The organism is Mesorhizobium sp. SARCC-RB16n (assembly GCF_008520305.1).
Classification (GTDB): Bacteria; Pseudomonadota; Alphaproteobacteria; order Rhizobiales; family Rhizobiaceae; genus Mesorhizobium.
On the sequence record NZ_ML703278.1, the window covers coordinates 20,471 to 46,217 of the forward strand.

24 protein-coding genes are annotated in these 25,747 nt (G+C 59.6%); 15 read left to right on the plus strand and 9 right to left on the minus strand.

Annotated elements, in window-relative coordinates:
- From C7I87_RS22795 to traI, 5 genes are read right to left on the minus strand one after another with little or no spacing between them, the layout of a single operon-like run.
- On the minus strand, positions 1 to 2,469 hold the full coding sequence (locus tag C7I87_RS22795; RefSeq protein ID WP_149906321.1) for a conjugal transfer protein TrbE: 2,469 nt from the start codon (positions 2,467 to 2,469) through the stop codon (positions 1 to 3).
- Between the two features lie 9 nt (positions 2,470 to 2,478).
- On the minus strand, positions 2,479 to 2,778 hold the full coding sequence (locus C7I87_RS22800; RefSeq protein ID WP_149906322.1) for a conjugal transfer protein TrbD: 300 nt from the start codon (positions 2,776 to 2,778) through the stop codon (positions 2,479 to 2,481).
- Positions 2,771 to 3,175: a conjugal transfer pilin TrbC gene (gene trbC, locus C7I87_RS22805; RefSeq protein WP_149906323.1), complete on the minus strand. Its 405-nt coding sequence runs from the start codon at positions 3,173 to 3,175 to the stop codon at positions 2,771 to 2,773. The genes C7I87_RS22800 and trbC overlap by 8 nt, the downstream gene beginning before the upstream one ends.
- Entirely contained in the window at positions 3,165 to 4,136 is a 972-nt protein-coding gene (trbB, locus tag C7I87_RS22810) for a P-type conjugative transfer ATPase TrbB (protein ID WP_149906324.1), read from the minus strand. The genes trbC and trbB overlap by 11 nt, the downstream gene beginning before the upstream one ends.
- Positions 4,133 to 4,771, minus strand: a complete 639-nt coding sequence (gene traI / locus C7I87_RS22815) for an acyl-homoserine-lactone synthase (RefSeq protein ID WP_149906325.1) — start codon at positions 4,769 to 4,771, stop codon at positions 4,133 to 4,135. The genes trbB and traI overlap by 4 nt, the downstream gene beginning before the upstream one ends.
- Before the next feature lie 352 nt (positions 4,772 to 5,123).
- On the opposite strand from traI, the gene repA reads away from it, so the two are divergent.
- The 3 genes from repA to repC all read left to right on the plus strand — a co-directional run bounded on the left by repA (position 5,124) and on the right by repC (position 9,101).
- The gene (repA, locus tag C7I87_RS22820) at positions 5,124 to 6,338 is read left to right on the plus strand and encodes a plasmid partitioning protein RepA (protein ID WP_149906326.1); all 1,215 of its coding nucleotides are present in this window, start codon (positions 5,124 to 5,126) and stop codon (positions 6,336 to 6,338) included.
- Positions 6,339 to 6,561: 223 nt separating this feature from the next.
- A complete protein-coding gene (gene repB, locus C7I87_RS22825) occupies positions 6,562 to 7,575 on the plus strand; it encodes a plasmid partitioning protein RepB (protein ID WP_149906327.1) in 1,014 nt (337 codons plus the stop codon).
- 206 nt (positions 7,576 to 7,781) lie between these two features.
- Positions 7,782 to 9,101 (plus strand): plasmid replication protein RepC, encoded by a 1,320-nt coding sequence (repC, locus tag C7I87_RS22830; protein WP_149906328.1) that lies wholly within the window; start codon positions 7,782 to 7,784, stop codon positions 9,099 to 9,101.
- 11 nt (positions 9,102 to 9,112) lie between these two features.
- On the opposite strand, the gene C7I87_RS22835 is transcribed toward repC, so the two are convergent.
- Positions 9,113 to 10,063, minus strand: coding sequence for a recombinase family protein (locus tag C7I87_RS22835; RefSeq protein WP_149906406.1), 951 nt, complete (start codon positions 10,061 to 10,063; stop codon positions 9,113 to 9,115).
- Between the two features lie 281 nt (positions 10,064 to 10,344).
- Here C7I87_RS22835 and C7I87_RS22840 point away from each other — a divergent pair, with 281 nt between their 5' ends.
- From C7I87_RS22840 to C7I87_RS22875, 8 genes are all read left to right on the plus strand, one after another.
- Positions 10,345 to 11,463: an RHE_PE00001 family protein gene (locus tag C7I87_RS22840; RefSeq protein WP_149906329.1), complete on the plus strand. Its 1,119-nt coding sequence runs from the start codon at positions 10,345 to 10,347 to the stop codon at positions 11,461 to 11,463.
- Positions 11,464 to 11,550: 87 nt separating this feature from the next.
- A complete protein-coding gene (locus C7I87_RS22845) occupies positions 11,551 to 12,468 on the plus strand; it encodes a hypothetical protein (RefSeq protein ID WP_149906330.1) in 918 nt (305 codons plus the stop codon).
- Entirely contained in the window at positions 12,458 to 12,946 is a 489-nt protein-coding gene (locus tag C7I87_RS22850; protein WP_188393951.1) for a hypothetical protein, read from the plus strand. Before C7I87_RS22845 ends, C7I87_RS22850 begins: the two co-directional genes overlap by 11 nt.
- Positions 12,943 to 14,967, plus strand: a complete 2,025-nt coding sequence (locus C7I87_RS22855; RefSeq protein ID WP_149906331.1) for a hypothetical protein — start codon at positions 12,943 to 12,945, stop codon at positions 14,965 to 14,967. The genes C7I87_RS22850 and C7I87_RS22855 overlap by 4 nt, the downstream gene beginning before the upstream one ends.
- A gap of 178 nt (positions 14,968 to 15,145) precedes the next feature.
- Positions 15,146 to 16,708 (plus strand): hypothetical protein, encoded by a 1,563-nt coding sequence (locus C7I87_RS22860; protein WP_149906332.1) that lies wholly within the window; start codon positions 15,146 to 15,148, stop codon positions 16,706 to 16,708.
- Positions 16,709 to 16,769: 61 nt separating this feature from the next.
- Positions 16,770 to 17,810 carry a hypothetical protein gene (locus tag C7I87_RS22865; RefSeq protein ID WP_149906333.1) on the plus strand — a complete coding sequence of 347 codons (1,041 nt, stop codon included), beginning with the start codon at positions 16,770 to 16,772 and terminating at the stop codon, positions 17,808 to 17,810.
- A 170-nt stretch (positions 17,811 to 17,980) separates the two neighbouring features.
- Entirely contained in the window at positions 17,981 to 19,072 is a 1,092-nt protein-coding gene (locus C7I87_RS22870) for a type IV toxin-antitoxin system AbiEi family antitoxin (protein WP_246696358.1), read from the plus strand.
- Complete coding sequence (locus tag C7I87_RS22875) at positions 19,060 to 19,953, plus strand: nucleotidyl transferase AbiEii/AbiGii toxin family protein (protein WP_149906334.1); 894 nt, start codon at positions 19,060 to 19,062, stop codon at positions 19,951 to 19,953. Before C7I87_RS22870 ends, C7I87_RS22875 begins: the two co-directional genes overlap by 13 nt.
- 242 nt (positions 19,954 to 20,195) lie before the next feature.
- On the opposite strand, the gene C7I87_RS22880 is transcribed toward C7I87_RS22875, so the two are convergent.
- Together C7I87_RS22880 and C7I87_RS22885 are read right to left on the minus strand one after the other, a co-directional pair.
- On the minus strand, positions 20,196 to 21,017 hold the full coding sequence (locus C7I87_RS22880; RefSeq protein WP_149906335.1) for a hypothetical protein: 822 nt from the start codon (positions 21,015 to 21,017) through the stop codon (positions 20,196 to 20,198).
- A 148-nt stretch (positions 21,018 to 21,165) separates the two neighbouring features.
- Positions 21,166 to 21,381 (minus strand): hypothetical protein, encoded by a 216-nt coding sequence (locus tag C7I87_RS22885; RefSeq protein WP_210250642.1) that lies wholly within the window; start codon positions 21,379 to 21,381, stop codon positions 21,166 to 21,168.
- Between the two features lie 391 nt (positions 21,382 to 21,772).
- On the opposite strand from C7I87_RS22885, the gene C7I87_RS35335 reads away from it, so the two are divergent.
- Positions 21,773 to 22,009, plus strand: coding sequence for a hypothetical protein (locus C7I87_RS35335; protein WP_188393963.1), 237 nt, complete (start codon positions 21,773 to 21,775; stop codon positions 22,007 to 22,009).
- 88 nt (positions 22,010 to 22,097) lie between these two features.
- On the opposite strand, the gene C7I87_RS22895 is transcribed toward C7I87_RS35335, so the two are convergent.
- Entirely contained in the window at positions 22,098 to 22,568 is a 471-nt protein-coding gene (locus C7I87_RS22895) for a Ros/MucR family transcriptional regulator (protein ID WP_149906337.1), read from the minus strand.
- Between the two features lie 1,067 nt (positions 22,569 to 23,635).
- Here C7I87_RS22895 and C7I87_RS22905 point away from each other — a divergent pair.
- From C7I87_RS22905 to C7I87_RS22915, 3 genes are all read left to right on the plus strand, one after another.
- Positions 23,636 to 23,815, plus strand: a complete 180-nt coding sequence (locus C7I87_RS22905; RefSeq protein WP_149906339.1) for a hypothetical protein — start codon at positions 23,636 to 23,638, stop codon at positions 23,813 to 23,815.
- A 218-nt stretch (positions 23,816 to 24,033) separates the two neighbouring features.
- A complete protein-coding gene (locus C7I87_RS22910) occupies positions 24,034 to 24,999 on the plus strand; it encodes a DUF3991 and toprim domain-containing protein (protein WP_149906340.1) in 966 nt (321 codons plus the stop codon).
- A gap of 140 nt (positions 25,000 to 25,139) precedes the next feature.
- Positions 25,140 to 25,742, plus strand: a complete 603-nt coding sequence (locus tag C7I87_RS22915) for a DUF1419 domain-containing protein (RefSeq protein WP_149906341.1) — start codon at positions 25,140 to 25,142, stop codon at positions 25,740 to 25,742.
- Positions 25,743 to 25,747 lie beyond the last annotated feature (5 nt).

A 25,747-nucleotide genomic window follows, 5' to 3' on the forward strand; every position in this document is an offset into this window, starting at 1 on the left:
TCAGTTGTTGTGAGGAGTGATATTTGCATGAGCAATCCCTCTCTGTTGCAGCCAGTGTTCCGGCCATTTGGCACCGTGTTCGGCGTGAAGTGCGCGGATGCGTTTCAGGTCTTCCTTGCCGGACGCACCGACAAAGGAGAGCGCGACAGGCCCGAGCGCCATGTCGAAGAGCCGGCGGCCGTCGGGCGAGGCGACATAGTATTCGCGCTTCGGCAGGGCGGTCGCGACGATCTCGATCTGCCGCTCGTTAAAACCGATCCGCTCGTAGAACTCCCGTGTGCCGGGTTCGCGTGCCGCACCGTTCGGCAGGCAGATCTTTGTCGGGCAGCTTTCCTTCAGCACATCGATGATGCCGGAGCGCTCGGCGTCCGAGATCGACTGGGTGGCGAGCACCACCGCGCAATTGGCCTTGCGCAAGACCTTCAGCCATTCCCGGATCTTGTCGCGGAAGAGCGGATGACCGAGCATCAGCCAGGCTTCGTCGAGAATGATCAGGCTTGGCGCGCCGGTGAGCCGCTTCTCAACCCGCCGGAACATGTAGGTCAGGACCGGCACGAGATTGCGCTCGCCCATATTCATCAACTCTTCCACTTCGAAGCATTGGAAGGCGCCGAGTGACAGGCCGTCTTCCTCGGAATCGAGGAGCTGCCCCATCGGACCATCGACGGTGTAGCGATGGAGTGCATCCTTGATCTCGCGCATTTGCACGCCACTCGCGAAGTCCGACAGCGACCGGCCGCGCGATTGCGCCATCAAGGCGATCTGGCGCGAGATGGCGTTCCGGTGCTCCGGCGTCACCGTGACACCCTGCAGCGCCACAAGCGTCTCCAGCCATTCGGACGCCCAGGCGCGATCGCCGTCGGTCGAGAGTCCGGCGAGCGGGCAAAAGGCGAGCGGCGGCGATGCCCCCTCCCCTCCTGCCGGCGTGTCGCCGCCGATCTCGTAATGGTCTCCGCCCACAGCAAGCGTCAGTGGCAACATTGATCGGCCCTTGTCGAACGCGAAGATCTGCGCGCCGGCATAGCGACGGAACTGCGCCGCGATCAGCGACAGCAGTGTGGACTTGCCCGATCCCGTTGGGCCGAACACCAGTGTATGGCCGACATCGTCGACATGCAGGTTCAACCGGAAAGGAGTGGAGCCGCTGGCGACCTGCATCAGCGGCGGCGAACCCGGCGGGTAGAACGGGCAAGGGGCTACCGGGCTGCCCGACCAGACCGAGTTCAGCGGCACGAGATCGGCGAGATTGCGGGTGTTGATCAGCGGCTCGCGGATATTGGCATAGGAAACACCCGGCAAGCTGCCGAGAAAGGCGTCCGTGGCATTCAGCGTCTCGATGCGGGCGCCAAACCCTTCCGCCTGGATCAGGCGGCGGACCGCCTCGCACTTGTCCTGCAGGCGGGGCTGCTCTTCGTCGAAGAGGACGATCACCGGCGTGTAGTAACCATAGGCAACGAGCTGCGAGGCTGCCTGGGCGATCGCATCCTCGGTCTCGGCCACCATCGTCATGGCATCCTGGTCGAGCGAGCGGCTCTGGGTCTGGAACAGCTGATCGAAGAACGGCCGCACCTTCTGCTGCCATTTCTTGCGGGTGCGCTCCAGCCGCGCCCGCGCTTCCTGTTCATCAAGGAAGACGAAGCGGCTCGACCAGCGATAGGTGAGCGGCATGAGATCAAGCGTATTGAGAATACCCGGCCAGCTCTCCGCCGGCAGGCCATCGATCGCCACCACACCGAGAAAGCGGTTTTCGACGGTAGGCGTCAGGCCATGCTGAAGCTCTGATGTCACCAGCCAGTCGAGATACATTGGGATGTCCGGCAACTGCACCGGATGGTTTTCGCCGGTGATGCAGAAGCGGATGAACTGGAACAGGTCGTCATAGCGTGCCACACGAAAGCCGCCTCGGTCTTCCGCCTCGTGTGTCAGCATCCGGCGGATCGACACGACGTTGGCGAGGTATTGTTCGATTTCACGGATCGACGTGCGGAAGGCCTCAAGAACGCCATCGGCATAGGTGGCGGAGCGGCTCGCTCGATCGGAATAGATGTAGCGTGCCAGCCCGGAGCGCCGTGGCTCCGGTGGGCGCCAGGTCAGGATCAGGGCATGCCGGCTTTCAAAATGCCCCCTCTCCCGCCCGAAATGCGCCCGCCGCTCCGCGTCGATGGCGCGCGTGACCGCATCCGGGAAATGGCAATCCGCCTCGGCCGGATAGTCGGTTGTCGGAACGCGCGCGGCCTCAACCTGGATCATCCAGCCGGAGCCGAGGCGGGCGAGGATCGCATTGATCTGGCGGCTGATCTCATTGCGCTCGGCGTCAGTCGAACTTTCGCTGTCCGGTCCGGCAAAATACCAGCCGGCCAAGAGGCTGCCGTCCTTCAGGAGCATGATGCCGTTGTCGACGAGGCCAGCATAGGGAACGAGGTCGGCAAACGACGGTCCGGAATTCCGGAATTGCTTCAGGGCTACCATTTCGTGGCCTCAGTACCGTCGCCAGGGCGAGGATGTGGCGTGATAGAACGATTTGTAGGAGACGTGCCGGAGATAGACGCGACGCATCAGGGGATCGGCCTTCGCCATCATGCGAAGGGCGGCGACGGCAACGAGCCAGAACATCATTCCGAAGATCGCCGCATACCAGGTCAGCACGACGAAGATCAGGATGACTGCCGCGAGACCGCTCAGCAGCACCAGTTCGCGATCCGCGCCCATCAGCAGATTGGGACGCGAGAGCGCACGGTGGATCCGCGAGCTGATGAGAGCGGAGCCGGAGTCAGCCATGAGGCCCCTCTCCTTCCCGCTGTGCGGGCTCCATTTGCGCGAGGAAACTCTGCCGCGCCTGCGGCTCGAGGCTGCCGATAGTGGCACCTGTTGCTCCGAACAGGGCGACGATCTGGGTGGCACCCAGGAGGACACCGCCCACCAGCGCGATGTAGCAAAGCCGTCTGGCAAAGTCGTTGAGCTCGCCCCCGAAGATCAGCATGCCGCCGGCGATCGCCACCGCCGCCAGTGCGATGAAGCCGGCGACCGGACCGGTGATCGATTGCTGGATCTGCTGAAGCGGCGACTCCCACGGCAACCCGCCGCCACCGGATGAGGCAAATGCCGGAGAGGCCAGTATCATTGCCGAAAGAAGAAAGGCGCCGCCGGCCACGGCACGATAACGCTTAGGCTGCATGAGTAACCTCGTCGATCTGGGCATAATGTTCGGTTTGATAGGTCGAGGCCCCAAAACTCTCGACATGAATCACGTCGCGGACACGCCGGCTCCGTCCGCTCCGCTCGATCGAAACGACGAGATCGACGGCTTCGCCGATTACCTCGCGCATCGGCTGCTGGCTGGCTTCGGCCGTCAGCTGTTCCAGACGGCGGAGCGCGGACATGGCGGTGTTGGAATGCACAGTGGTGACGCCGCCCGGATGGCCTGTGTTCCATGCCTTGAGCAGCGTCAGCGCGGCGCCATCGCGCACCTCGCCGACGATGATCCTGTCAGGGCGCAGACGCATCGTGCTTTTGAGCAATCGCGCCATGTCGACGCTGTCGCTCGTATGAAGGCAGACAGAGTTTTCGGCCGCGCACTGGATCTCGGCGGTGTCCTCGAGGATCACCATGCGATCTTCCGGCGCGGTCGCGACGATCTCCGCGATGACGGCGTTGGCCAGTGTCGTCTTGCCCGATCCCGTCCCGCCCGAGATAACGATGTTCAAACGTGAAGCAATGGCGCTCCTGATGACGCGGGCCTGCGCTTCGGTCATCACCTGGTTCTTCACATAATCGTCGAGCGGGATGAGGCGCGAGGCGCGACGGCGGATCGTGAAGGTCGGCGCCGACACCACCGGCGGAAGCAGCCCCTCGAAGCGGTGGCCGCCGATCGGCAGTTCGCCGGATATGATCGGCTGATCGTGGTCCGCCTCGGCTTGCAGCGCATGGGCGACACTGCCGATGACGACCTCGGCCGCGGCGGCCGACATCTCTCCGGCCGGAGCAATGCCGTGGCCGAGCCGCTCGATGAACAGCCGCCCGTCCGGGTTCAGCATGATCTCGACAACGGTTGCATCGTCGAGGGCCACACAAAGCTGGTCACCGAGTGCGTCCTGGAGCTTGCGGACAAGGCGGGAATGGGAACGAAGCTGGGTCACGCGGCACTCATCGCCGAAGTGACGGCGTGTTCAGCGATGGTCGAATGGTAATCCGGCGGGCGGACGCGCTCGAAGCTCGCGCGATCGGCGGGAAGACTGCCTGCCACAGCCATCGTGTTGCCGATTGGAGCAGGCTTGCCGAGCCGCGTCATCGGCCACCCGGCCCGCTTCAGAATGCGTTCGAAACGAAGGTCGGTCGCTGTGACGATTTCGGTATAGCCGTTGGTGATCGACCACTCGATGATGCCGGCAAACATCGTGAGCGTTGCTAGGTGCAACTGGCCCTCTCCTCTCCCCACTTCAAGCGAGGTGTCGACGCAGAAGCGTGAGCTCTCGACCATGCCGGAGTGAGGAGAGAGCGACTCGTTGGCCAGCAGTTTCCGAAAGCTGCACTCCAGCATCGTTGGGCCAGACGCGGGAAGCAGGCGCGCGCAGCCAGCGACCCGATCGCCGTCATCGACAGCTAGAACATAGGTCGGTCTGAGACCGTCGTAGCGGTCTCTTTCCTCGCCATCACTGACCGCCACGTCCCAGCCCATGCGCGATCTAAAGATCATCGCACGAAGGCAATGCATCTGCGTGAGCAGGTCAGAATACTGCTCGTAGAGGTCCGGCGAAACTATTGTGATGTGCATGCTCCACTCCGCGAATCGAACTGGGGCATACAGAAATCATCACGACTCACCTGTGGCTACGTGCAGATTTGCACCTCGCCGAGTCGGGAGAATCACCGTCTATTGGCGTGTAGACGATCAATGAACGTGTGGATGATCGATATGCAGATCTGCATTTCCGGCCGACGCCTCGAAACGGGAAGGCGAACTAACCTGCGGAGGAATATGGATAAATCGGAGTTTTCTGGAGGATTGTGGGAGCTCACGTTAACCCTTCATTAACCAAAAACGCCTTGCAACCGAACGTGCATTCGGTAATCGTCACGGAAAAATGGCAGTACGTGCCGATTAACCGTGACAAGAGCTTTCCACCGTGAGCAATGTGGCCATATCCCGAAATGATCGCCCTTCGGTAGATGTTACTATTGGTGAGCATGCCGAACAGCTGAGCTCCCAGCTTCAAGCTATGAGCGAGACACTGTTTCCTCCCACCTCGCACAAGAGTTTGCGCAAATTCACGTCGGGTGAAGCAGCCCGCCTAATGAAGATATCCGATTCAACGCTTCGAAAGATGACTTTGGCGGGTGAAGGGCCGCAGCCCGAACTCGCCAGCAACGGAAGGCGCTTCTACACACTAGGTCAGATAAATGAGATCCGGCATATGCTGGCGGGCTCTGCTCGTGGACGCGAAAGCATCGAGTTCGTGCCCCATCGACGAGGCTCGGAGCACTTGCAGGTCATCGCGGTTACCAATTTCAAAGGCGGCTCGGGCAAGACGACGACGTCGGCTCATCTTGCTCAGTATCTTGCGCTGCAGGGGTACAGAGTACTCGCCGTTGACCTCGATCCCCAGGCCAGCCTCTCGGCACTCCTCGGGGTTCTTCCAGAGACGGATGTGGCTTCCAACGAGACATTATATGCGGCAATCCGCTACGACGACGCGAGACGGCCTCTCAAAGAGGTTATTCGCCCGACGTACTTTGACGGATTGCATCTCGTTCCTGGAAATCTTGAGCTTATGGAGTTTGAGCACACTACTCCAAAAGCCTTGAGCGACCGCGGTTCACGCGAGGGGCTTTTTTTCACCCGTGTCGCCCAGGCTTTTGATGAGGTCGCCGATGACTATGACGTGGTTGTAATCGACTGCCCTCCCCAGCTTGGGTTCTTGACCCTAAGTGGCCTGTGCGCCGCGACATCAATGGTCATCACTGTGCATCCTCAGATGCTCGATGTCGCGTCCATGAGCCAGTTCCTACTTATGACCCGCGACCTCCTCGGCGTCGTGAAGGAGGCCGGGGGAAATCTCCAATATGATTTCATCCGCTATCTGCTTACCCGGTTTGAACCTCAGGATGCGCCGCAGACGAAGGTCGCGGCGCTGTTGCGCAACATGTTTGACGATCATGTCCTCACCAATCCAATGGTGAAATCTGCAGCCGTCTCCGATGCCGGTCTTACAAAGCAGACCCTCTACGAGATCGGCCGAGAGAATCTAACGCGGTCGACATATGATCGGGCGATGGAGGCTTTGGATTCGGTAAACGCCGAAATCGAGGCTTTGATCAAGACTGCATGGGGGCGGGCATGATGGCCGGCACGAATCATGACGACTCGTTGGGAGCTCCCAACAGAGCGCTGCCCTGGCTGCTCCGTGTTGCTGCCCAGCGCCCCTGCCTGTCGAATTCACACCAGGGATTTTGTGCGGACGTCCGGCAAGCCCGCCTGCGACTTCGCTTGTTGGGAGCTCCCAACAAGCAGCTCCTACCGGCGAAACCATGCTGCCTCGAAACTAGCCCGCAAAGATCAGTGCCATGAGCCGCAAGGACGCAATCGACTCATTGTTCCTTAAGAAGCCCGTAGCGAGCGAGAAGGCCCCGACGGACAAGTCAGTTGCTCGTGTCCGCACCGGTGCTATCTCCGCCATGGGCTCGTCGTTACAGGAAATGGCGGAAGGAGCAAAAAACGCAGCTCGGCTACAAGATCAGTTAGCCTCTGGCGAGGCTGTCATTGCCCTGGATCCATCCACAGTCGAAGGATCAACGATCGCTGACCGATTGCCTACAGCCATCGATCCAAAGTTCGATCAGCTAAAGGCGAGCATTGCGGAGAACGGGCAGCAAATTCCGATCCTTGTTCGACCACATCCAGAAATGACCGGCCGATATCAGATTGCGTATGGGCGGCGACGGTTGCGGGCCGCCGTCGATCTGGGTCAGGCGGTGTCGGCAATTGTCAGAAACCTGACTGATCGTGAGTTGGTGGTAGCTCAAGGTCGGGAGAATCTGGACCGTGCTGATCTCTCGTTCATTGAGAAAGCCCTTTTTGCGCTAAGACTTGAGAACGCGGGCTTCGATCGCACAACCATCACCGCTGCCCTCTCAACTGACAAGTCTGACGTCAGCCGCTATATCGCCGTCGCACGAACCGTACCTGAAAAACTTGCAGCTCAGATAGGCCCGGCCTCAAAGGCTGGAAGATCGCGCTGGATTGCGCTCGCTGAGAGTATAGCGAAGCCCAGGGTCATGGACGCTGTCGAGACGGTTCTGGAATCTGAACGGTTCAAAGCCTCAGATAGCGACACTCGCTTCGCGCTCATTTTCGATCTTGCGTCGAAGCGTCCTAGCAAGTCCTCCAGGAAGGTAAAAGCTTGGAGTACGCCGAAGGGGAAAAAAGCGGCGCGGATCCAGCAAGAGATCGGCAGGACAGCCTTAATTTTCGACGAGAAGCTGGTGCCCTCATTCGGAGAATATGTCGCAGACCAGTTGGATCGTTTGTATGCCCAATTTATCGAAACCAGCGGAGGAGGGACAACCGACCAAGAGTGAAACCTTCTTCAACCCAGCGACGCTGGGTAGGGATAGAAAACCACTAGTCGCAAAAGAAAAAGGCCACCGAAACGAATTCCGGAAGCCCTTCTCTGTAGTCTCGCAACTAAGAGAATCGCATTTCCGAGAATCACCGTCAAGAGCCTTCTGAGGCTCAACGCCGATTCGGCGAGCGGAATTCTTTTGCCTAACAAAAGGTAAAGGAAATGCAGACGTACGTCTCAACGACGCCCTTTGGGCGGCGGCCGGTAAAGCTTGGCCATATTGCAAGTCAGATCACCGCAAAGACGGTCTCACGTAACGCTGTCGCTCACAAGTGGCAGGTTTTTCAGCATATTCGCGAAGCGCGCGAGTTGATCGGGGCCACGGACCGCTCGCTCGCGATCCTGAACGCCCTGCTCACCTTCCATCCAGAAACGGCCCTTGCAGGCGATGCGGAGCTTATCGTCTGGCCGTCGAACGAGCAGCTCATGGCGCGGGCAAATGGTATGCCCGCGACGACGCTGCGCCGGCATCTCGCCGTCCTGGTCGATTGCGGTTTGATTATCCGTCGCGACAGCCCGAACGGCAAACGTTTCGCCCGCAAGGGCAGGGGCGGCGAGCTCGAGCAGGCTTATGGCTTCGACCTCTCGCCGATCGTAGCGCGTGCGGAAGAGTTCCGAGACCTGGCTGATGCAGTGCAGGCTGAGAAGAAGGCCTTCCGGGTCGCCAAGGAGCGCTTGACCCTGCTTCGGCGTGACATCGTCAAGATGATCGAGACTTGCATTGAGGAGCGCGTTCCAGGGAACTGGGGCAGGGTGCATCAGACCTATCAACAGATCATCCTCCGGTTGCCACGCTCGGCTCCTCGCCAGCTTGTCGAGAGCATCGCGCAAGAGCTGCACGAGCTTTGCACGGATATCCGTGAGGTATTGGAATCATTCACACAATCACAGAATATGGACGCCAATGAGTCCCATTTCGGCCGCCACATACAGAATTCAAATCCAGACTCTAATTTTGAATCTGAACATGGCTTGGGAAATGAGGATGAAGCGGGCGGCACCGTTGCGGAAACCGACAAGGTACGGAGCCTGCCGAAACGGGAGCTGCCTTTGGGGATCGTGCTGGACGCCTGCCCGGAAATCCGAGAGCTGGCAAAAGGCAGCGCAATCCGGCACTGGCGCGACTTGCTGACCGCGGCGGAGGTCGCCCGGCCAATGCTGGGGATCAGCCCGAGCGCCTGGCGGGAGGCCCGTGAGGTCATGGGTGAACAACATGCCGGGATTACCCTGGCCGCGATCTATCAGAGGTCCGGGCAGATCAACAACGCCGGCGGCTATCTGCGTAGCCTGACCGATCGGGCCAAGGACGGGAAGTTCTCGACCTGGCCGATGATCATGGCACTGCTCCGGGCTAAACTGGACGCGCAGAAGCCAGCTGAGAAGCTGGATGGTTGGCGGTCAAATGGTGACGGTGAAGCCGAAGATCGCCTGCAGGTCTCGGATTCGCTGTTGAAGAGCCTGCAGAGGCCGAAATCGCGATGAAGGCAGCGCTGTTATCCGGCCATAGGAAAGGCAGTGTCGCCGGCGCTGGCAATCAAACCCGATCGGCGGGCCCGGTCGATGAGGTTCTTCACGGACGAGGGCGACCATTTGGAGCCGCCGCGCGGGGTGCGCTCGTGCAACCTTTCGAGCTGAACGGCGATTTCGCGCAAGGTCAGATCGGGATTCGACCAATGAATGCCGGCGACCAGCGTCATCAAGCGATCCTCGGGCAGGCGTGGAGGAGACTTGCGAAGCAATGCCGGGTCGGCCATGCGCTCCGCGACCAGCCATTTTACGGCGCGGCGAAGGCGTTCCGGCGTCCAGTCGAGACCGCGCTGCTCGAGCACGCGGGCGATGTCGTCCCAGGTGTGATCCGGCCGCATGCGGCGAACGATTGGAAGCCACTGGTTAGCGGAAGCCTGAATGCGATCGCCGTAGGCGGCTTTCTGCACCGCGGTCATTTTGGCCAGCGCCTCGGGGCGTTTTTCCCGGATACCGGGGTTGCCGGACAATCGACCCGTTGCCTTTGCGGCCTTGATGCCGGCCTTGGTACGCTCGGAGATCAGCGCGCGTTCGAGCTGCGCCACGGCGCCCAGCACCTGGAGCGAAAACATTCCCTGCGGCGTGGTCGTATCGATGGGGTCGTGCAGCGAGCGAAAATGCGCATTCCTCGTGGTCAGATCCTCGATCACCTCGAGCAGATGGCCGACGGACCGCGCCAGACGATCGAGCCTCACGACCACGAGCGTGTCACCGGCGTCGATCTCACGAAGCAGCCTGGAAAGGGCAGGGCGCGCCCGTGACGCTCCGGATCCGTGTTCCTGGACGATGACGTCACAGCCGGCCGAGCGAAGTTCAATCTCTTGCGCTTCCGTCGCCTGTTCCTCCGTCGAGACCCGCGCATAGCCGATAAGCCGGCCCTGAGGCCGGCGAGAAGAGCGATTGTGTGCATCACCAGCCATTTGCAGCGCCCCAGAGACCGTCGAGCGGCGATTTTCCAATTGCAGAAGATACGGATAAACGATCGTTTGTAAACGTCTCTAGGTACTTTTCCGCCGTCGCTGTGGCTGCGCAAACCTTGGAAATAAACGGTTTCGAGCTTTAGCAAGGTCGATAGGCGGGCACCTGTTCAATGCCCAGGCAGCTCGCCCTCTGTATATCGACGGGTGTCGGAGAAAACACCCTATGACGGAAGCCAATGGCGTGTTAGTTTCCGTTTCGATAAAATCCTCAAGTGTTCGCAATGGGATACCGTTCAGCCAATTTACCCTTGGAAGAGCTCCTTCCGCACGTAATGAGGGCGGAGGACCAGCTCGCTCGCCTGGATGAGCGAGCACGTCGAAGCCCAGTCACCTCCGGCTTCATTGAGCGAGGGCATTTCTTCGACGCTGCCGCCAGCATGTGGGTCGCCGGCGAACTTGTCCATGTCGAGGACCTCGTTCTTCACGATGCCCATATGGATGTCCGCGCCCCGACGCATGAGTTGGTGATTGCGCACTCCATCCTTCGAACGCGGCGCAGGATTGCGGCAGCCGAACCGGGCTGGGCGCTGAGCGACGTGGGGTTAGCGACGCTGCGCGGTCAATCAGGTGACGTTCATCCGGCGGTGCCAGGGGAAGGAAATCTCCACGCGCAACATGATGATGATGATGTTGATGACCATGAAGCTGTCGATCCCCTTTCGGACGAGTTTGCAGAGTTTGATGCGGTCCTCGCGCGGTCGGAGCGTGTTCTAACACAACATGCGGCTGCTCCTCCGACGGCGGTATCGGTCAAGGGGAAGGAACGCGATCCACTCGTGTATGATCAGGACTGGGATGAAGCTGAGCGTCTGGCGCGTTGGCAGGAGCTGGTTTCCGACACTGCTGGCGTGCCGCCGTCGCTAGCCGCAGCCTTGGCTTGGGAAGAATGGGAAACACTCGAGCCGCTGCAACGCCAACATTGGCTGGGTGCGCAACTGGCGGCCTCCATTCTGCGGTCAGAACGGAAGGTTGGCACACATCTGCTGGGCATCAATGCCGGACTCAAATCCATCTCGCGTGAGCGTCGGCGGTCACCGGTCCGAACGACCCGGCTGACGGCTTTCCTTGATGCGTTGTCGAGCGCGGCCGAGGCGGGAATGAAAGAGCTCGATCGACTTGTCCAAGCGAAGGATCTAATGGAACGGCGGCTTCGGAACCGTCGGTCGTCAAGCAGTCTTCCTAGCGTCATAGAACTTGTGCTCTCCAGGCCACTTGTGTCTGCAGCAATGATCGCCAAGGAAGTGAAGATCAGCCCGCGCGGCGCACTCAATTTGATTTCCGAACTCGGCGTTAGGGAAATGACGGGGAGAGGCCGGTACCGTGCATGGGGGATCACCTAGCGCGGAACTTGGAGATGAACGTGGAGCCGGCTGTTGATCGCTCGTAGAAGAAGCGTAACATGGCGAGGGCATTGGGGGTGGCAATCGGTGACAAGTGCTGTTCAGGTCTGGAATCCAGACGACTGGGAATTGTTTTCACTTAGTTTGCTTCAACATCGTCACGGCACATTGAACGTGCACAAGATACCGGCAGCACACAAAGGTGACTATGGCATCGACTACTATTGCGCTAAAGAGGCGGTTGCCTACCAATGCTATGTTGTCGAAGAGCCGGTCGACATCGCCACACGGGCGGAACGGCAAAAGAAAAAAATCACTACAGATCTTCGCAAGATAATAGCCAATTCCGTCGAGATCGCGAAGTTGTTTATGGGCGTGCCCATAAAGCACTGGGTTCTGCTCGCTCCGAACCACGACAGTAAGGAAGTGAATCTTCACTGCTCGAAAAAGACCCTGGACATGCGCGATGCGAAATGTCCAGCGCTCGACATCACCTTTGAGGTTGGCATTCACGATCCGGGCTCGTTTCCGAAAGACGCTGTCGCTGTGGGCATGTCCACTGTCTCCAGCGTAAAGCTGTCAATCCCTACTCCTTCGCAACAAGAACTTGATACGTGGGCGGCGGGTTCATCCAACCTTCTGACAAATGCAACGCAGAAGTTGGGCAAGAGAACCGGTCCGGATCACGTCCACGAGGCAGTTGCGGAAGCTGCTAAATCGTTCCTGCAGGGGAATGCCTTGCTCGACGCCCTTCGCAACGGTTCTCCAGACCTCCATGAGAAAATTATGTCAGCCATAAATAGCCGGGCTCGTCGCCTGCAATTTGCAGGGCCGCAGGGGGTGCAGACACCTGGCTCGATTTTGCACACCGAGCTGGATTCCCTCATCTCGGCGATGCGCACGGCGGCGCCGAACCTTTCGGAGGAGAATGCAGAGCAGATAGCCTATGGGTCGATATGCGAATGGATCATGCGTTGTCCGCTGGATTTTCCCAATGTCCAATGAATCGGTGCTTCGCCAAGCGATCCTGAACGGGGCTTTCACCTATACAGCCCGTCCTAATCCACTTCCCGGGGACCTCCGCATGTCGTGGGGTATAGCGGTACTCATTTTGGCTCTGTTTTACAGCCGCGGAAAGAAATCGAACTTCCAGAAGCTTCAATTTCTGGCCCATTCAGTTCGACTGCCGGAAGGCCGTGAAGAGGTTCGCGGGCTCTTGTCTGGGGAGTACAAGCCCACTGACGTTTCGGTGAGAGTTGAACCGTCGCTGAATCGAGCGGTCGCGCTTGCTCATGCCCTTGGGCTTGTAAAGATCGAAAAGGGCACGTCAGTTTCGCTCACCGACCAAGGCGTACGGACGTCGGAAGCGATAGTGAAGGAGGGGGAAATCTTGACGGATGAGATGCGCTTTCTGAATGACGTCGCCCCTCGCATGACTGACGCCTTAATGAAGCGGGTGTGGCGCTTGGAGGATCTGCTTTGACGCTGCTTTTTCGAAGGCTAAGGCTCCGCGCTGTAGCAACGGATGGTGTCTATGGTGCCGATGTGCCCTTCGGCCGGGGCCTGACCGTCCTGTGGGCTGACAACACCAAGGGGAAGTCAACATGCATGCAAGGCATGTTGTACGCCCTCGGCCTAGAGCGGATGCTGAGCCCGCGCAGAGAGATTCCGCTGCCGCATGCGATGACGAGCTACCTGGACACCGACGACGACAAACGGGTTGATGTTCTTGAATCAAACGTTTCGCTTGAAATCGAAAACGGGCGAGGGCAAGTCATCACTGTTACTCGTGCTGTAAAGGCAAGCACAGACACTCGCCTGATAACCGTGGATTTCGGACCGGCGCTGTCAGAGGACGCGACATCCCTCAAAAGACAGAACTTCTTTGTACTAGATCCAGGAGCTGCGCAGCGGGAAGACGGCTTTCACCACTTCCTAGAGGGCTTCCTCGGCTGGCAGCTTCCTAACGTCCGACGATACGACGCGCCAGAGACGAAACTCTACCTGGAGACCGTCTTTCCCCTTTTCTGGGTTGAGCAAAAGTTCGGATGGTCTGCGATCCCCGCGGCGATTCCCACCTACATGAGAATTAGGGAAGTTCATAAGCGCGCCGTCGAATTTGTCATGGACCTCGACGTTTACAAGCTTGAGATGTTGCGGGAGCGCTTGGCCGAGCGGATCGGCTCAAATGCCAAGCAGTGGTCTGCAATTCGTGAGGAGCTGGAGCGGTTCGTTTCGCGGGGCGGTGGCAGGATCGCAGCCCTGAGCGAGAGTCCCCTTGCCGATCCCGATGCGTTGGCTCGCGCGCACATTCAGCTTGCGGACGGAACGGAATGGACCGGCCTTTCCGCAATGGTCTCCAGATATCGAGGGACCGCAGCTACTCTTGCATCGGTCCCGGTGCCTGATGTGGAGGACCAATCAGATGAGGTCGCTGAAAAGCTCCAGGAGCTGACCCAGCGGGTCGATACCCTCAATGTGCAGCGGGTCAAACTTCACAATCTTCAGCAGCTCAAATTGGCCGATATGCAGTCTCTGGAAAGGCGCATCGATACCCTCGATGATGATCTGTCCAAGAATCTGGATGTACAGAAACTACAACGTTATTCGGGGATAACGGCGACCTTAACGCCCGACAGGTGCCCAACGTGCGAGCAGGCACTCGTCGACACCTTGTTGTCCCAAGATGCCCTTTCAGCCGTTATGCCGGTTTCTGACAACATCGAATATATTCGATCGCAAAAGAGAATGTTTGAAGACATTCTCGCTCGGGAAGAGGCCGAGGAGACCGAACGAAGCGATCAGCTGTCCGCAATCAGCCGAGAACTCTTTGATCACTACGCACAGATTCGGCTGCTTAGATCCGAGCTGGTCGCGCCGGGGTCGAATCCTTCAGCGGCGGTCATTGAAGAACGCATCCGGGCAGAAGCGAAGGTCCGGGATCTAGAAGGTCTTCAGGCGGTATTTGATGACGCAATTGAGCGTTTGAGGAATTTACAGGACGTTTACAGGAAGCTTCTCGAGGAGCGTGAACAAATCCCCGGAGATAAGCTCTCCTCCAGTGATCGGGATAAGCTGAGGCTCCTGACGGAGCTTCTCCAAAGTCAGGCAAGAGAATTCGGTTTCAGTACATTCTCGCCTTCTGAGCTGTCGATCTCCGAAGACAGTTACCGCCCCGAGAAGGAGGGGTTCGAAATCGGTTTCGAGACATCGGCGAGCGATGCTATTCGGTTGAAGTGGGCGTATCAGCTAAGCTTGCTCGAGCTTGCGAACGCAAAGCACACCAACCACCCGGGATTGCTTGTGTTCGACGAGCCGCGGCAGCAGTCTTCCTCGAAGGTGAGCTTCGAGAATCTATTGAAGAGGGCGTCTGGTGCTGGCCGGCGAAATCAGCAGGTCATTTTTTCTACTAGTGAAGATCTAGAGGCGTTGAAGCAAATCACTGGAAAGCTTGTCTGCAGTGAGGTGATTTTTCCCGGCTACATTTTGCAGAAACTTCAGTAAATGGACCAGGGCAGTCGTAGGCAGCCATCGCCCCGTCACGCTCCTTCACCCCGTTGCCGCAGGCAATGAGCGTTGCTCTGCGATGCCGACCGAACTTCACTTGGTAGTTGATCTACCTGCTTTTTTGAGGCGTGCAAGGGACATCCGCGCTTAACGTGGGACAACTAGGGGGAAGTGCATGGAAGGGCGGGATGTCGGTATGCTGGGAGAGAACCAGTTCATAAGCTGGTGCGAGCCCGAAGGGTTCCGCGCTCAGAAATGTCTGGTCGACAGGCTGGGTTGGGACTTCCTACTCGAACGTGAACCGGTTCGCTCGACGCAAATGCCGCTGGACAGCCAGAACGACCTCCCGAAATTCCTCGTCCAAGTCAAATCGACGGACCGAGCAGGGGAGGTGCCCAGGATCAAGCTTTCGGCCCTCAAGCATCTCGTCGATGCCGATCTGCCGGCAGCGATCGCCGTGCTCGAATTCGGAATCGGAAACAGGTTGCCCATGCGCAGCCTGATGGTTCCGGTGGATGGAGCGGTCATTTACTGGACACTGCGCCGCGTGCGACGGGAAGAGGCGCGGGGAAATCGCAAGCTCCATAAGGTCACGGTTCCGATCCCGCTGGAACACGCAGTCGAGCTGGGCAGCGGCGGTGAAGGGTTGTCAGCTGCCCTTGACGGCATGCTTGGCGGATCCTTGTCCGCCTATATCGAAGGCAAGATCCGACAGCGACAGACGTGCGGCTTTGAAGACGGTTCTGTCGTCGGCAGGTTCTTTGTTCCCGGCGAAGATGCCCGGGAGAAGATCCACAGCCTATTCCTCGGTAGTCGTCGGGAAATCGACGTCATGGATCTCACCATCGAGCGCCGGCGGTTCGGCATCGCTCTGGAGAACGACACGGACTTCTTCCACAGTGCGATCCTGGAGTTTCAGGCGCCGCCTCTCATGTCGGCATCTGTTGAGCTCGCTGACCCGGACGACGGTCAATGGACGAGATTTCCGGTCCAGGTGTTCGCGGTGCTGCCGTTACCGGACGGCGAACCGAGCGCCCCGATCCGGATGGCCAACGCGTTCTTCGAGATCATCCTCGATTTCGAAAAGGAATGGGCAGGCATGAACTTTGACTATAGTGGGTCGCGGTCGGTCGAGCTGGACGAAGCAGTCACGATAGTCGAGGTTGGCGCGATACTGGCCCGTCCGCACAAGAAGGTGAAGATCGAAATGGGAGCCGCAGCACTGGAATTGCCGGCGGCCGAGGGCGAACCGGGGCCGTTTCACAACTGGATTCCGGTGGCGCCCATGCTTCGTCGCATGGCGTCCGTCATCGAAAGACATGCCAAACCCGATGCGCCCTATGTCGTGCTCTCAGACTTCTACCAATGGATAGAAAAACATCAGGATCTTCTGGCGCTGGGCTCGATCGCCGGGGCTAACTTGTTTTTTCCGCGTTGGGACGACGACGGCATCGTGGATTCGCAAGACACGGTTCTCGCGCCCCTGACAGTTGAGCTGGCGGGTGTGCAGTACACGGTATTGATTGAGCTACCCATTGAGACGATGGGAAGGGATGAGAACGAAATCAAACTCGTCTGTGGCCAGCCGCGAATAGTCGCCGACATCGCTCGCTCACCCGGCTCCAGCACGACGGACTTCATCGACCGCGCTGTCGACATGTCGAAACGGCAGCGAAAGGCAGCAGGCCCCGCGCTGGTCGCCGCGGCCTTTGAGAACTGGACGATCGGATCGGCATAGGCTGGCCGCAGGGACGGTGTGCGCACTGGGCGCAGATGCCGGGCTTGGGAGGGTGCTAATATTGTTGGAAGCAGTAGAGTCGCGTTCAGCGATCCATGCATGTGTGAACCTGTTCGAGCACAAATTTGCAATAGGTGGGCGGAAAATCTCCGGGCTGAAGCACGGGGCGATTTGGCAGGAACGGCTTGGGGTATGGGGCTACTTTTCGGAGAGCGGTCGGGCGACGCCTCCTGAGAAGTACTGGAATGTTTTCGGACAGCAGCCGGCACGATTGCGCGACAACATGCTGGTGGAGATCAATCCCCCGGGCACTGGCAAGAACCTGAACCGGCAGGGTGTACTTGCCACAGATGAACAAGGCCATCGCTGGCTGCTGCACCAGGGTCGCCTCCATCCGCGCGGCATTCGCATCACCGAGGAAATGTTCGATACCGTTGCAAAATCGAAGCGGGTTCCTGTTCGCTATGCGGACGGGACGGTGGCATCGTGCCACCGCGTCGCGGACCTCGATCGGCCGGCCCCCGAGGTGCAGGACTGCGTTGCCGCGTTCGTCGAGCTTTGCGCCCGGGTTCGGATCCACTTTCAGCTCGGCGCTGTAGCCCAGGACATGTTCGACCGTGTCAGCGAGGCAGAGGGTTCGTCCAATCCAGAAAAACAGGGCGCTTACAATGTCCCGCCTGTCGCGGCAAGAACCGCTGAACGTCGGCATGCGGACATCTGGCACGCGCTGACCAGAACTCTCGAGGCGTTGGACATTCCGCATTCCAACAGTCGGTTCGGACGGTATGGTCCAGATCTCTTCGCTCAAGCGGGACGGAACAGACTTCTGTTTGAAATCAAGTCCGATGCGACGGCCTCGGACATCCAACGTGCACTCGGTCAGCTTCTGCTGTACGAACACCTCGGCGGCGAAACGTGCAAGAAGGTGATGGTGCTGCCTGGCGAACCACCTCTTCAAATCAGGAAGGCGCTCGCTGCCCTTAGCATTGATCTGCTATATTTTGCGAAGCGGGGAATCTCGATTCAATTCGATCAGCAAACCGTGCGCGATATCATCGGGAAAGCGGCGCCTCGCACGCAAAGGGAACGGCGCGTCAATTAACTTTGCTGCCCTCGTATTCGTTATGCTTGGGTGGCATTTCAGACGATCTCGAGGTGACTGACCGTGTCGATCTTGCCATCGGTCGCTGGACCTTTTCATCGGTCAAAGGCGTTCAGCATTTGCTGAAAATAGGCTTTTAGCTGAAATCAGTTGACGAATTTCACTGAACGATGCATTTTCAGCAAATGCTGAAAACTCACCTAGAAGTGAACGATCTTGAGACCCAGGCAGCCGAGGCCGTCGCCGCATTGCTGCGCAGCGTCCCCGCCATCCACGTGGAGAAGGTGGAACTGACGCCGCCCAGTTCCAGCATCGATATTTTCGCGGAATTTAGCCTGGACGGAAATCGTCGCTTTCTCGCTTGCGAAGTCAAACCAATCGGTCAGCCGCGGCATGTGCGTGCGGCACTCTTTCAGCTTCGGAAGACTGCGGAGAAGTACGATCCTCCGGCGATGCCGATCTTCATCGCGCCTTACCTGTCTCAGGAAGCGCAAGCGCTTTGCCGGGAATTCGATGTGGGCTATCTTGACTTGGTTGGAAATGCCCGGATCGCGTTCGATACCGTATTCATCGAACGCCAGGTTGATGCAAAGCCGCCTGCCATTCAGCGAAACCTGAAATCCATCTTCAAACCGAAATCCGCGCAGGTTCTCCGGGTGCTTCTCCGCGATCCTGATCGCGCGTGGCGCGTCGCCGATCTCGCCCAAGCTTCCGACGTGAGCCTGGGCCACGTCAGCAACGTCCGCGGCGAGCTGGTTGATCGCGAATGGGCCGAGGTGACGGATGACGGCCTACGGCTGTCGCAGCCCGGCGGGCTCCTGGATGCCTGGCGTGACGCCTACGAACCACCGGTCGGCGAGCGCATGGGGTTCTATACGACGCTCCATGGTCAATCTTTCGAGGTCTCGGCGCGTCGCGCCCTGAGCGCCGGACGAGCCACACCAAACGCCGTGTTCGCATCGTTTTCGGCGGCGCATTGGCTGGCGCCTTATGGTCGGGTGTCCACCCAATATTTCTACGCGGACTCGGCTGGACTTGCGGCGCTAAGCGATGCTCTGAAACTGTCTCCGTCTACCTCAGGGGCGAATGTGATAATTACGGTGCTGAAGGATCATGGGCTTTTCAACGATGTCACCCAGCCTGCCCCGGGAGTGGTTTGCACCAGCCCCGTCCAGACTTACCTCGACCTTGGCGTTGCCGGAGAACGAGGAGCCGAAGCTGCGCAACATCTAAGACAGGAACTCCTCCCATGGCCAAGATAGTGCCGCCTGACCCTCAGTCTGCGGCGGATTACCAAGACCGCACGACGAAAGCCGTTAAAGGTGTCTTGGTCGAAATCGGGCAGATCCTCGGCAGCTTCAAGGGAAAGTTTGCCGTGATCGGCGGCGCAGTTCCCTGGCTGCTTCTCGACAACGAGGACATGCGTCACGTCGGAACGCTCGATGTCGATCTCAGTCTCGATGCAGAAGCTCTGGGTGACGGCGAGTACGTTACGTTGGTCGAAGCCTTGATGAGCCAAGGTTACAAACAGCGCGAGGAGCTTCGACGCTTTCAGCTCGTCCGTGAGGTGCCTGTCGATGATGGGGGTACGTCCATCGACATAGTCGTCGATTTCCTCATGCCACGTGATGCGGAAATCGTGAAAAACCGTCCACCGATCCTAAATGATTTCGCCGTCCAGCGGGCCGACGGCGCGGATCTCGCTCTTCGCTTCTATCAACTGGTCGCCATCTCGGGCGACATGCCGGACGGCGGCACTAATCGCGTCGAGATTGCCGTTTGCTCCATCCCAGCTTTGCTCGCCATGAAAGGCTATGCGCTCAATGGCCGGCATAAGCAGAAAGACGCCTACGATATCTACTACTGCATTCGCAACTATCCCGATGGAATCGAGGCCTTGGCCGAAGCCTGCAAACCTCTGCTCGACCACGAAAGCGGAGCCCAGGGCTACAAATACATCGCGGACAAGTTCGACGCGCCTGACGGCTACGGCGCGACAAGCGTGCGCAAATTCGTAGCTGAGACGGACATCCTCGATGGCCGTACACCCGAGCAATGGCAGCAGGACGCCTTCGGCCAGGTCGATGCGTGGTTGCGAGTGCTAGGCCTGCGAGGGGGTGCTATGGAGCAGCGCGAAGGATAGGACTCACAATTCCAGCAAATGGCGCTGCAACCCGCGCCCGCCGAAGGAGCTGAAGAATCGCCATCGGCGAGGTCAGACGCCTCCATCGCTCGAACGTCCTGAAGTGCCAGTTTTCCAACATCTCCGATGGGCAGTTTATCGGTCACAGAGCCTCCCCAGGCTGGGTACTAATACCGGCACACAGGATTGTGACGAGGGGGGAGACGCGCCAAGTTGGCCGTCGAAGCCAGTGATGAGGGGGTTCATTGCCGTCCCCAAGCATCATACCGACGAAGAAAGAGCGCTGCAGTCAGCAGCACTATATGCAATCGGAAAGTGCTGTCATCGAGTTCCGACAGGCCGGGATGTGCCCCTGCAGGACTCAGCCGTTTGAAAAGGCCGTTTACAAAACCACGGCCGTCATTGTCCCACTCGTTCAACGGGATGCTCAGAAAGCCCGCCGCCGACAGCTTTGTCCGGCGCGGCTGTCCGCTGCCAAGTGCTACCGCTGACGGATCGATCTTCGCTGCCAGGTCATCGAGCAGGGCATCTAAGAAAGTTCGAAGCTGGCTATTGGCCGACGCCCAATTGCCACGAGCATGGGCATCCAGCGCCTGGTCGAGATGTCCTTGGGCGATGATAAAGCCGTGCCGATCAAGCAACACCGTCATTTCGGACTGGGTCGGTGGCATGCCGATATCCTCGGGAAGCGTACGCCGCAGTTTGCCCTCGATGACCACATAGTCATCCTGTGCAAGGGCGTGTTTGAATTGCGCCATGACTGAATGCAACACGACTGGCTGGGACCACGGGTATTCGAGAACCTCGGACGGTAGATGTGGCGCCGCGCGCTCCACCAACACATTCTCGAGTAAGCCGCCGTAAACCTGTTGCTTAGGCTTCGCATCCACGAACGTTTTGAGGTCATTCATGCGCTTCTTGACGCTGAAGCTCTCACCGCGCAGATGGCGATAGACGTCGGGCCCGAATTCAAGAAAGAGCGCGCTGGTCTCAGCTTGTGTTGAGACAATTTCCAGAGTGTCGATCGCCGCGAGCACGGTTCGACGTGAAAAAAGTATCTCCATTGGCGCCTTTTCTTTAGCTGACTTACCGCAGGCCCGGTGGGTCTCCGGATTCCACATACGAACTTTTGATGAATTCAGGGGAACCGACAGCCGGCGCCCTCGACCAGGGCAGTGAGAGATTGCGCGGCGATGAGCGGGAAGAGTTCGTTCACCGCTGTCCATCATTGGCGGCTGATCGGAGAAGCGCTTCCAGGCGCTCGATGGCGCGCTCATGCAGAGCGGCGGCGTCCGGCTCGAGCGGCAAGCCGGAAGGCATCCGGTGGCTTTCGATCGTGTCGCGCAGCACGTTGATCGCGGCGCGCAGTGCAATTTCGTAATCGGTGAGAAAAGCTTCCTTATCGGTCATGCTGTCGTCCTTGGTCAAATCAGGGCATTCGCCGGAGGGGCTCCAACCAGCGTGATCATGAGAGGGGGAAGCCGCTTCATCGCGTGCCGCCCTGGTGGCCGTACGCCCGTTTACGATCCGCAACAGATGGGTGGCAAGCAGGAAGTGGGCCCACCCGTGCTGGCATTACGATATTTGTCACCGGCAACTTGATAAACTGAGTGAGGCCTCACCGCGTAAGAAGCGTTCCGGCGCTTGTGAGATCTTAAGGACTCAGCTCTCTTCCCGTTGGCGGACCAAGAGCGGTGGGACACGGGAGCATGAAGATTTATGGGGCGGCCATGCGGCACGGGCGGTCTGCGTGCGGGTTTGCAGCAGAAGATGCGCGCCGATCCTGCTCCACTGCATCTGCTGTTTCTTGGCGAAGCGCTTGGAGATGACGGCGTCGACGGTGGCCTCGACGAAGGCAGGCCTGGAAGCCGCCGATGGCGGTGAGGAACTTGCGCATGTTTGGATAGCCTGTTTCCAAACCTTCCGCATCGAATTGCAGGTCGGCAATTTCGTCACGGGTTCGATAGACCTTACCATGCCAGAGTTGCCATTTGATCGTGCGAGGGGCTTCAAGCAAATCTTGCCCGGCCTGGCAAGCGACAGGCCCAGATGTTAGACGCCCCTCGTGACCTTCACCAGATCGGCGACGACTTCGCTGGCGATCAGTAGGGGCAGCTGCTACGCGCCGAACGACGGATCGGCGATCAATCAGCTGTGGCGTTCTTGCGGGTCCGCTTCGCAGGCGCCGGTTTTTCCGGTTCTTTGGGCTTCCGGCCGAGGCCCATGGCCTTGGCCAATGCCGAACGTGCGGCTGCGTAGTTGGGCGCCACCATCGGATAATCCGCCGGCAGACCCCATTTTGCGCGATATTCGTCCGGCGTCAGCCCGTAGTCGGTCGACAGGTGCCGCTTCAGCGATTTAAACTTCTTCCCGTCTTCCAGGCAGATGATGAAGTCGGGCGTCACCGATTTCTTGATCGGCACGGCGGGATTGAGAGCTTGCGGCTTTTCAGGCGCGGCGCCGCCGGCCGTGCCCTTCAGTGCAGCATGCACCTGCCCAATCAGGGCTGGGAGCTCACCGACCGGAACCGGATTGTTCGAGACATATGCCGAGACGACATCGGCGGTGAGTTCGATGAGGGCATCAGTTGTGTTGTTGTCGGCTTCGTCTGTCACGGAACGCTCCTTCTGGCATTATCAGCAGTCGGCGAAGTTCCACCCCATAGTGATGCCCGCCGCCGAAAGCAATGTGCCTCGGCAGCGCTCATGCGATGCTCGTCCCGCAATCCTTTCATAGCGTCTGGTGTTGAGGTAGTCCTGCGCGGCGATCGCGGCAAAGTCGTCGTCGGCACGGTTCGGACGTGTCCACCAGCAGTCTCCAAGCGGCCGGCGCCGATAAAACTCGCGACAGGCGAGGCCGCACCGGTTCGATGCGCTTGGTCGCTGTTGCTGCTCTCCCTTTGGGCGATCCCTCGGGGCGTAGCCGCGCCTAATCGCAGGAAGCCCGTCGCCGACGCTCACTAGCTGTGACGGGCTTTTCTTATCTCGGCAATGTTAGTGTTTTTGCCACATACCATCTGCCGACGAGCCTTCGTCGCTGCCGCGCTCGAAGCACGAATTCTGCGCTGCGACCGTGCTGTCGGAACCCTTGGACCCGTTCAAAACCACGCGTTAGCTGTGGGACAGTGCGCCAAAAAAATAGGGCCATCGGAAAACCGAGGCCCTTTAAGTGTGAAGGCAAAAGCCTCCAGAGGGGAACAGCTGATGCGATGGACTGGGAGGAGACCGTCGCCTGCTTCAGCTGTAGGCTTAATGGCTAGAATTTGTGCACGGCGCAAATAGATTTCGTGCATTGCAGCTATGCAAGAATAGTGAGGATCGCCTCTCACCCGCAATTTGGGGTAGGAACGTATGGTTCTGCGCTCCTTTATCGCGTCCGGCTTCTCGACGGATTTCGACGGTCACCTGAACAAGTGTGATCCCTAAACGGTGCGGAGGCTTTGTCGGAGCCTCGCAGCCAGCAAGATTTGCGTTCATAGGCGCTCTCCACAGGAGGCAATCCAATCCCGCTCTCATGCGATGGCTTCCTGGTCCGTCCCCGGATCTTCCACGATCAACCCGCGCGGGGTCGGCTACGCGAGCGTGCCGCCGCTTCGGCTCACGCCTCGCGGTGATCGCGACCGGGGCCGGACACCGACGGAGCCATCGAGCGGGAATGGCCCGCTCCGAAGATGGAGCCTCAGATGTCCGATCTTGCCACCGCACAGAACCACGCCTTCCAGCTTTCGCGCACCCTGATGGTCCCGGTCACGCTGTTCGAGGTCGACGGACAGTACGGCGTCATGGTCAGCCACGAACTGGACGGCGGCGAGGTTGCCATCATCCACGAATTCGATCCCCACGAATACGGGCCGGCTCATTGAGCCGGCTTTCTGCTCCCGGAGGTGCCGCTCGCGAGCAGCAGGCGGCAAGGGAAGCTTCGCCCCGGCTGGCCAGCGGTGAGGGCCCGAGGTGCGGATTTGCACGTTGCCAGCCGCGCCCTTGCCGCCTTTCTCTTCGCGGCGTCCGGAAGCTGTCCCGCAAGGCTGCGGTGAGAAAACCTGAAGGAAAGGCGAGCGCCTGCGGCGCACGAAAGAGGATAATGGATCGGGATGAACTCAACGAGCTGAGACATAGCGTGCCCTGCGCGGCTGCGCTGGATAATGCCGGTTACGCCATCGACCTGAAGGAAAGCACAAGACGGGCGATTAAGTACCGGCGTGGTGAGGCGATCATCATTGTTATCCATGAGGGGAAGGGCTGGTTCGACCCGCTCTCGGACGCCAAGGGAGATGTGTTTTCGCTCATGTCGCATCTGCACACGGTCGGCTTTGCGCAGGCAAAGACGCTGGTCGCCCGGCTAATCGACTATCAGCCGCGCCAGCCGGTGTGGGAGAGGCAGGCCCCGGAGCGCAATCCCGGCATCAGCGCGGCCGAGCGATGGAGCAGGCGCCACAAGCCGTGGCCGGGCTCCAGCACCTGGCGCTACCTGCGCGAGGGGCGTCATCTTCCGGACTCTGTCATGCGATCCGCCATCCGCCAGGACCTGCTGCGGGAGGGGCCCCGTGGCAGCGTGTGGGTTGCCCACAGGGACGGGGAGGGGCGTCTCACTGGCTGGGAAGAGCGCGGTCCGCAGTGGCGCGGCTTCGCGACGGGGGGCGCCAAGGTGCTGTTCAGATTCGGCTCCCGCGATGCGATGCGTCTGTGCGTCACCGAGGCGGCGATCGACGCCATGAGCCTTGCGGCGCTGGAGGGTGAACGGCGCGACAGCCTTTATCTGAGCACCGGCGGCGGCTGGGCTCCCGCCACCCCGGCGGCGATACGGCTGCTGGCGGCACGGTCAGGTGTGTTGCTGGTCGCGGCGACCGACAATAATCCCCAAGGCGACGTTTACGCAGATCGCCTCGAAGCGCTCGCCGGCGAGGCCGGCTGCGGCTTCGAACGTCTGCGGCCGCGAGAGGAGGACTGGAACGCCGAGCTGAGGGCAGGAGTGAAGAGTGGGCCAAAGGCAGGAAGGAGAGAGGAGGAAGACCGGCTGCCGCATGCCCGCCGGCCGCGTCAAGGGTGAAGCTTCGCCCGGCTTCGCCGGCCCTTGACCCGCCCGGACGGAGAGGCGCCGCGGAGGAGGGGTCAGGAAGGGCTGAATTGACGGTGAAATCGCAAGGATGAGCCGCGCTCCAGCCCGACGAGGCTGAAAGGAGCCCGCAAATGACCCTCTCTCCGATCCGCAAGGTGTATCAGGGTGTCGCCGACCGCCGGCAGATGTTTCGCATGTTCGACCGCCACGCGCAGCGGCCCAACCGCTGGCAGGACGATGCCGGCGCGCTCTACACCGGCGAGTGGTTCGCGATCAGCGAACGCGACCACGACCATATGTTCGAGATTCTGCCGCCACTCTGGATGCGTGAGGGCATGTTCGCGCTGCGGGAATTCCTGACCGGCAGCGTCACCAGCGTTTTCTTCGCGCTGACGATCGACGCCCAACTCCGTCATTATCACGGCTATTGCGACCTGTCGGACAGAGGCTCCTACAAGCGCATGCGCGACGCGATTGTCGAGCGCGAATCCCGCCCGGTTCGCGCAATGACGCGCCAAGAGCGGCTCGATCACATCTGGTCGAGCACGCATGACGATTTTCGCGGCTATGCCAGTGAAGGTTGGGCCGAAGCCGATCGCGGCGCGCGCACCGTTTTTGTCTATTGCGGCCGTCGCGGCAGCGCCCTGAAGCTGCTTGACCGCCTCACTGACGCAGAGGTCTCCGCAAAGCTTCCGGTGCACCTGCGCTACCTCCCTGATGCAATCGCGGCGTGAGGAAG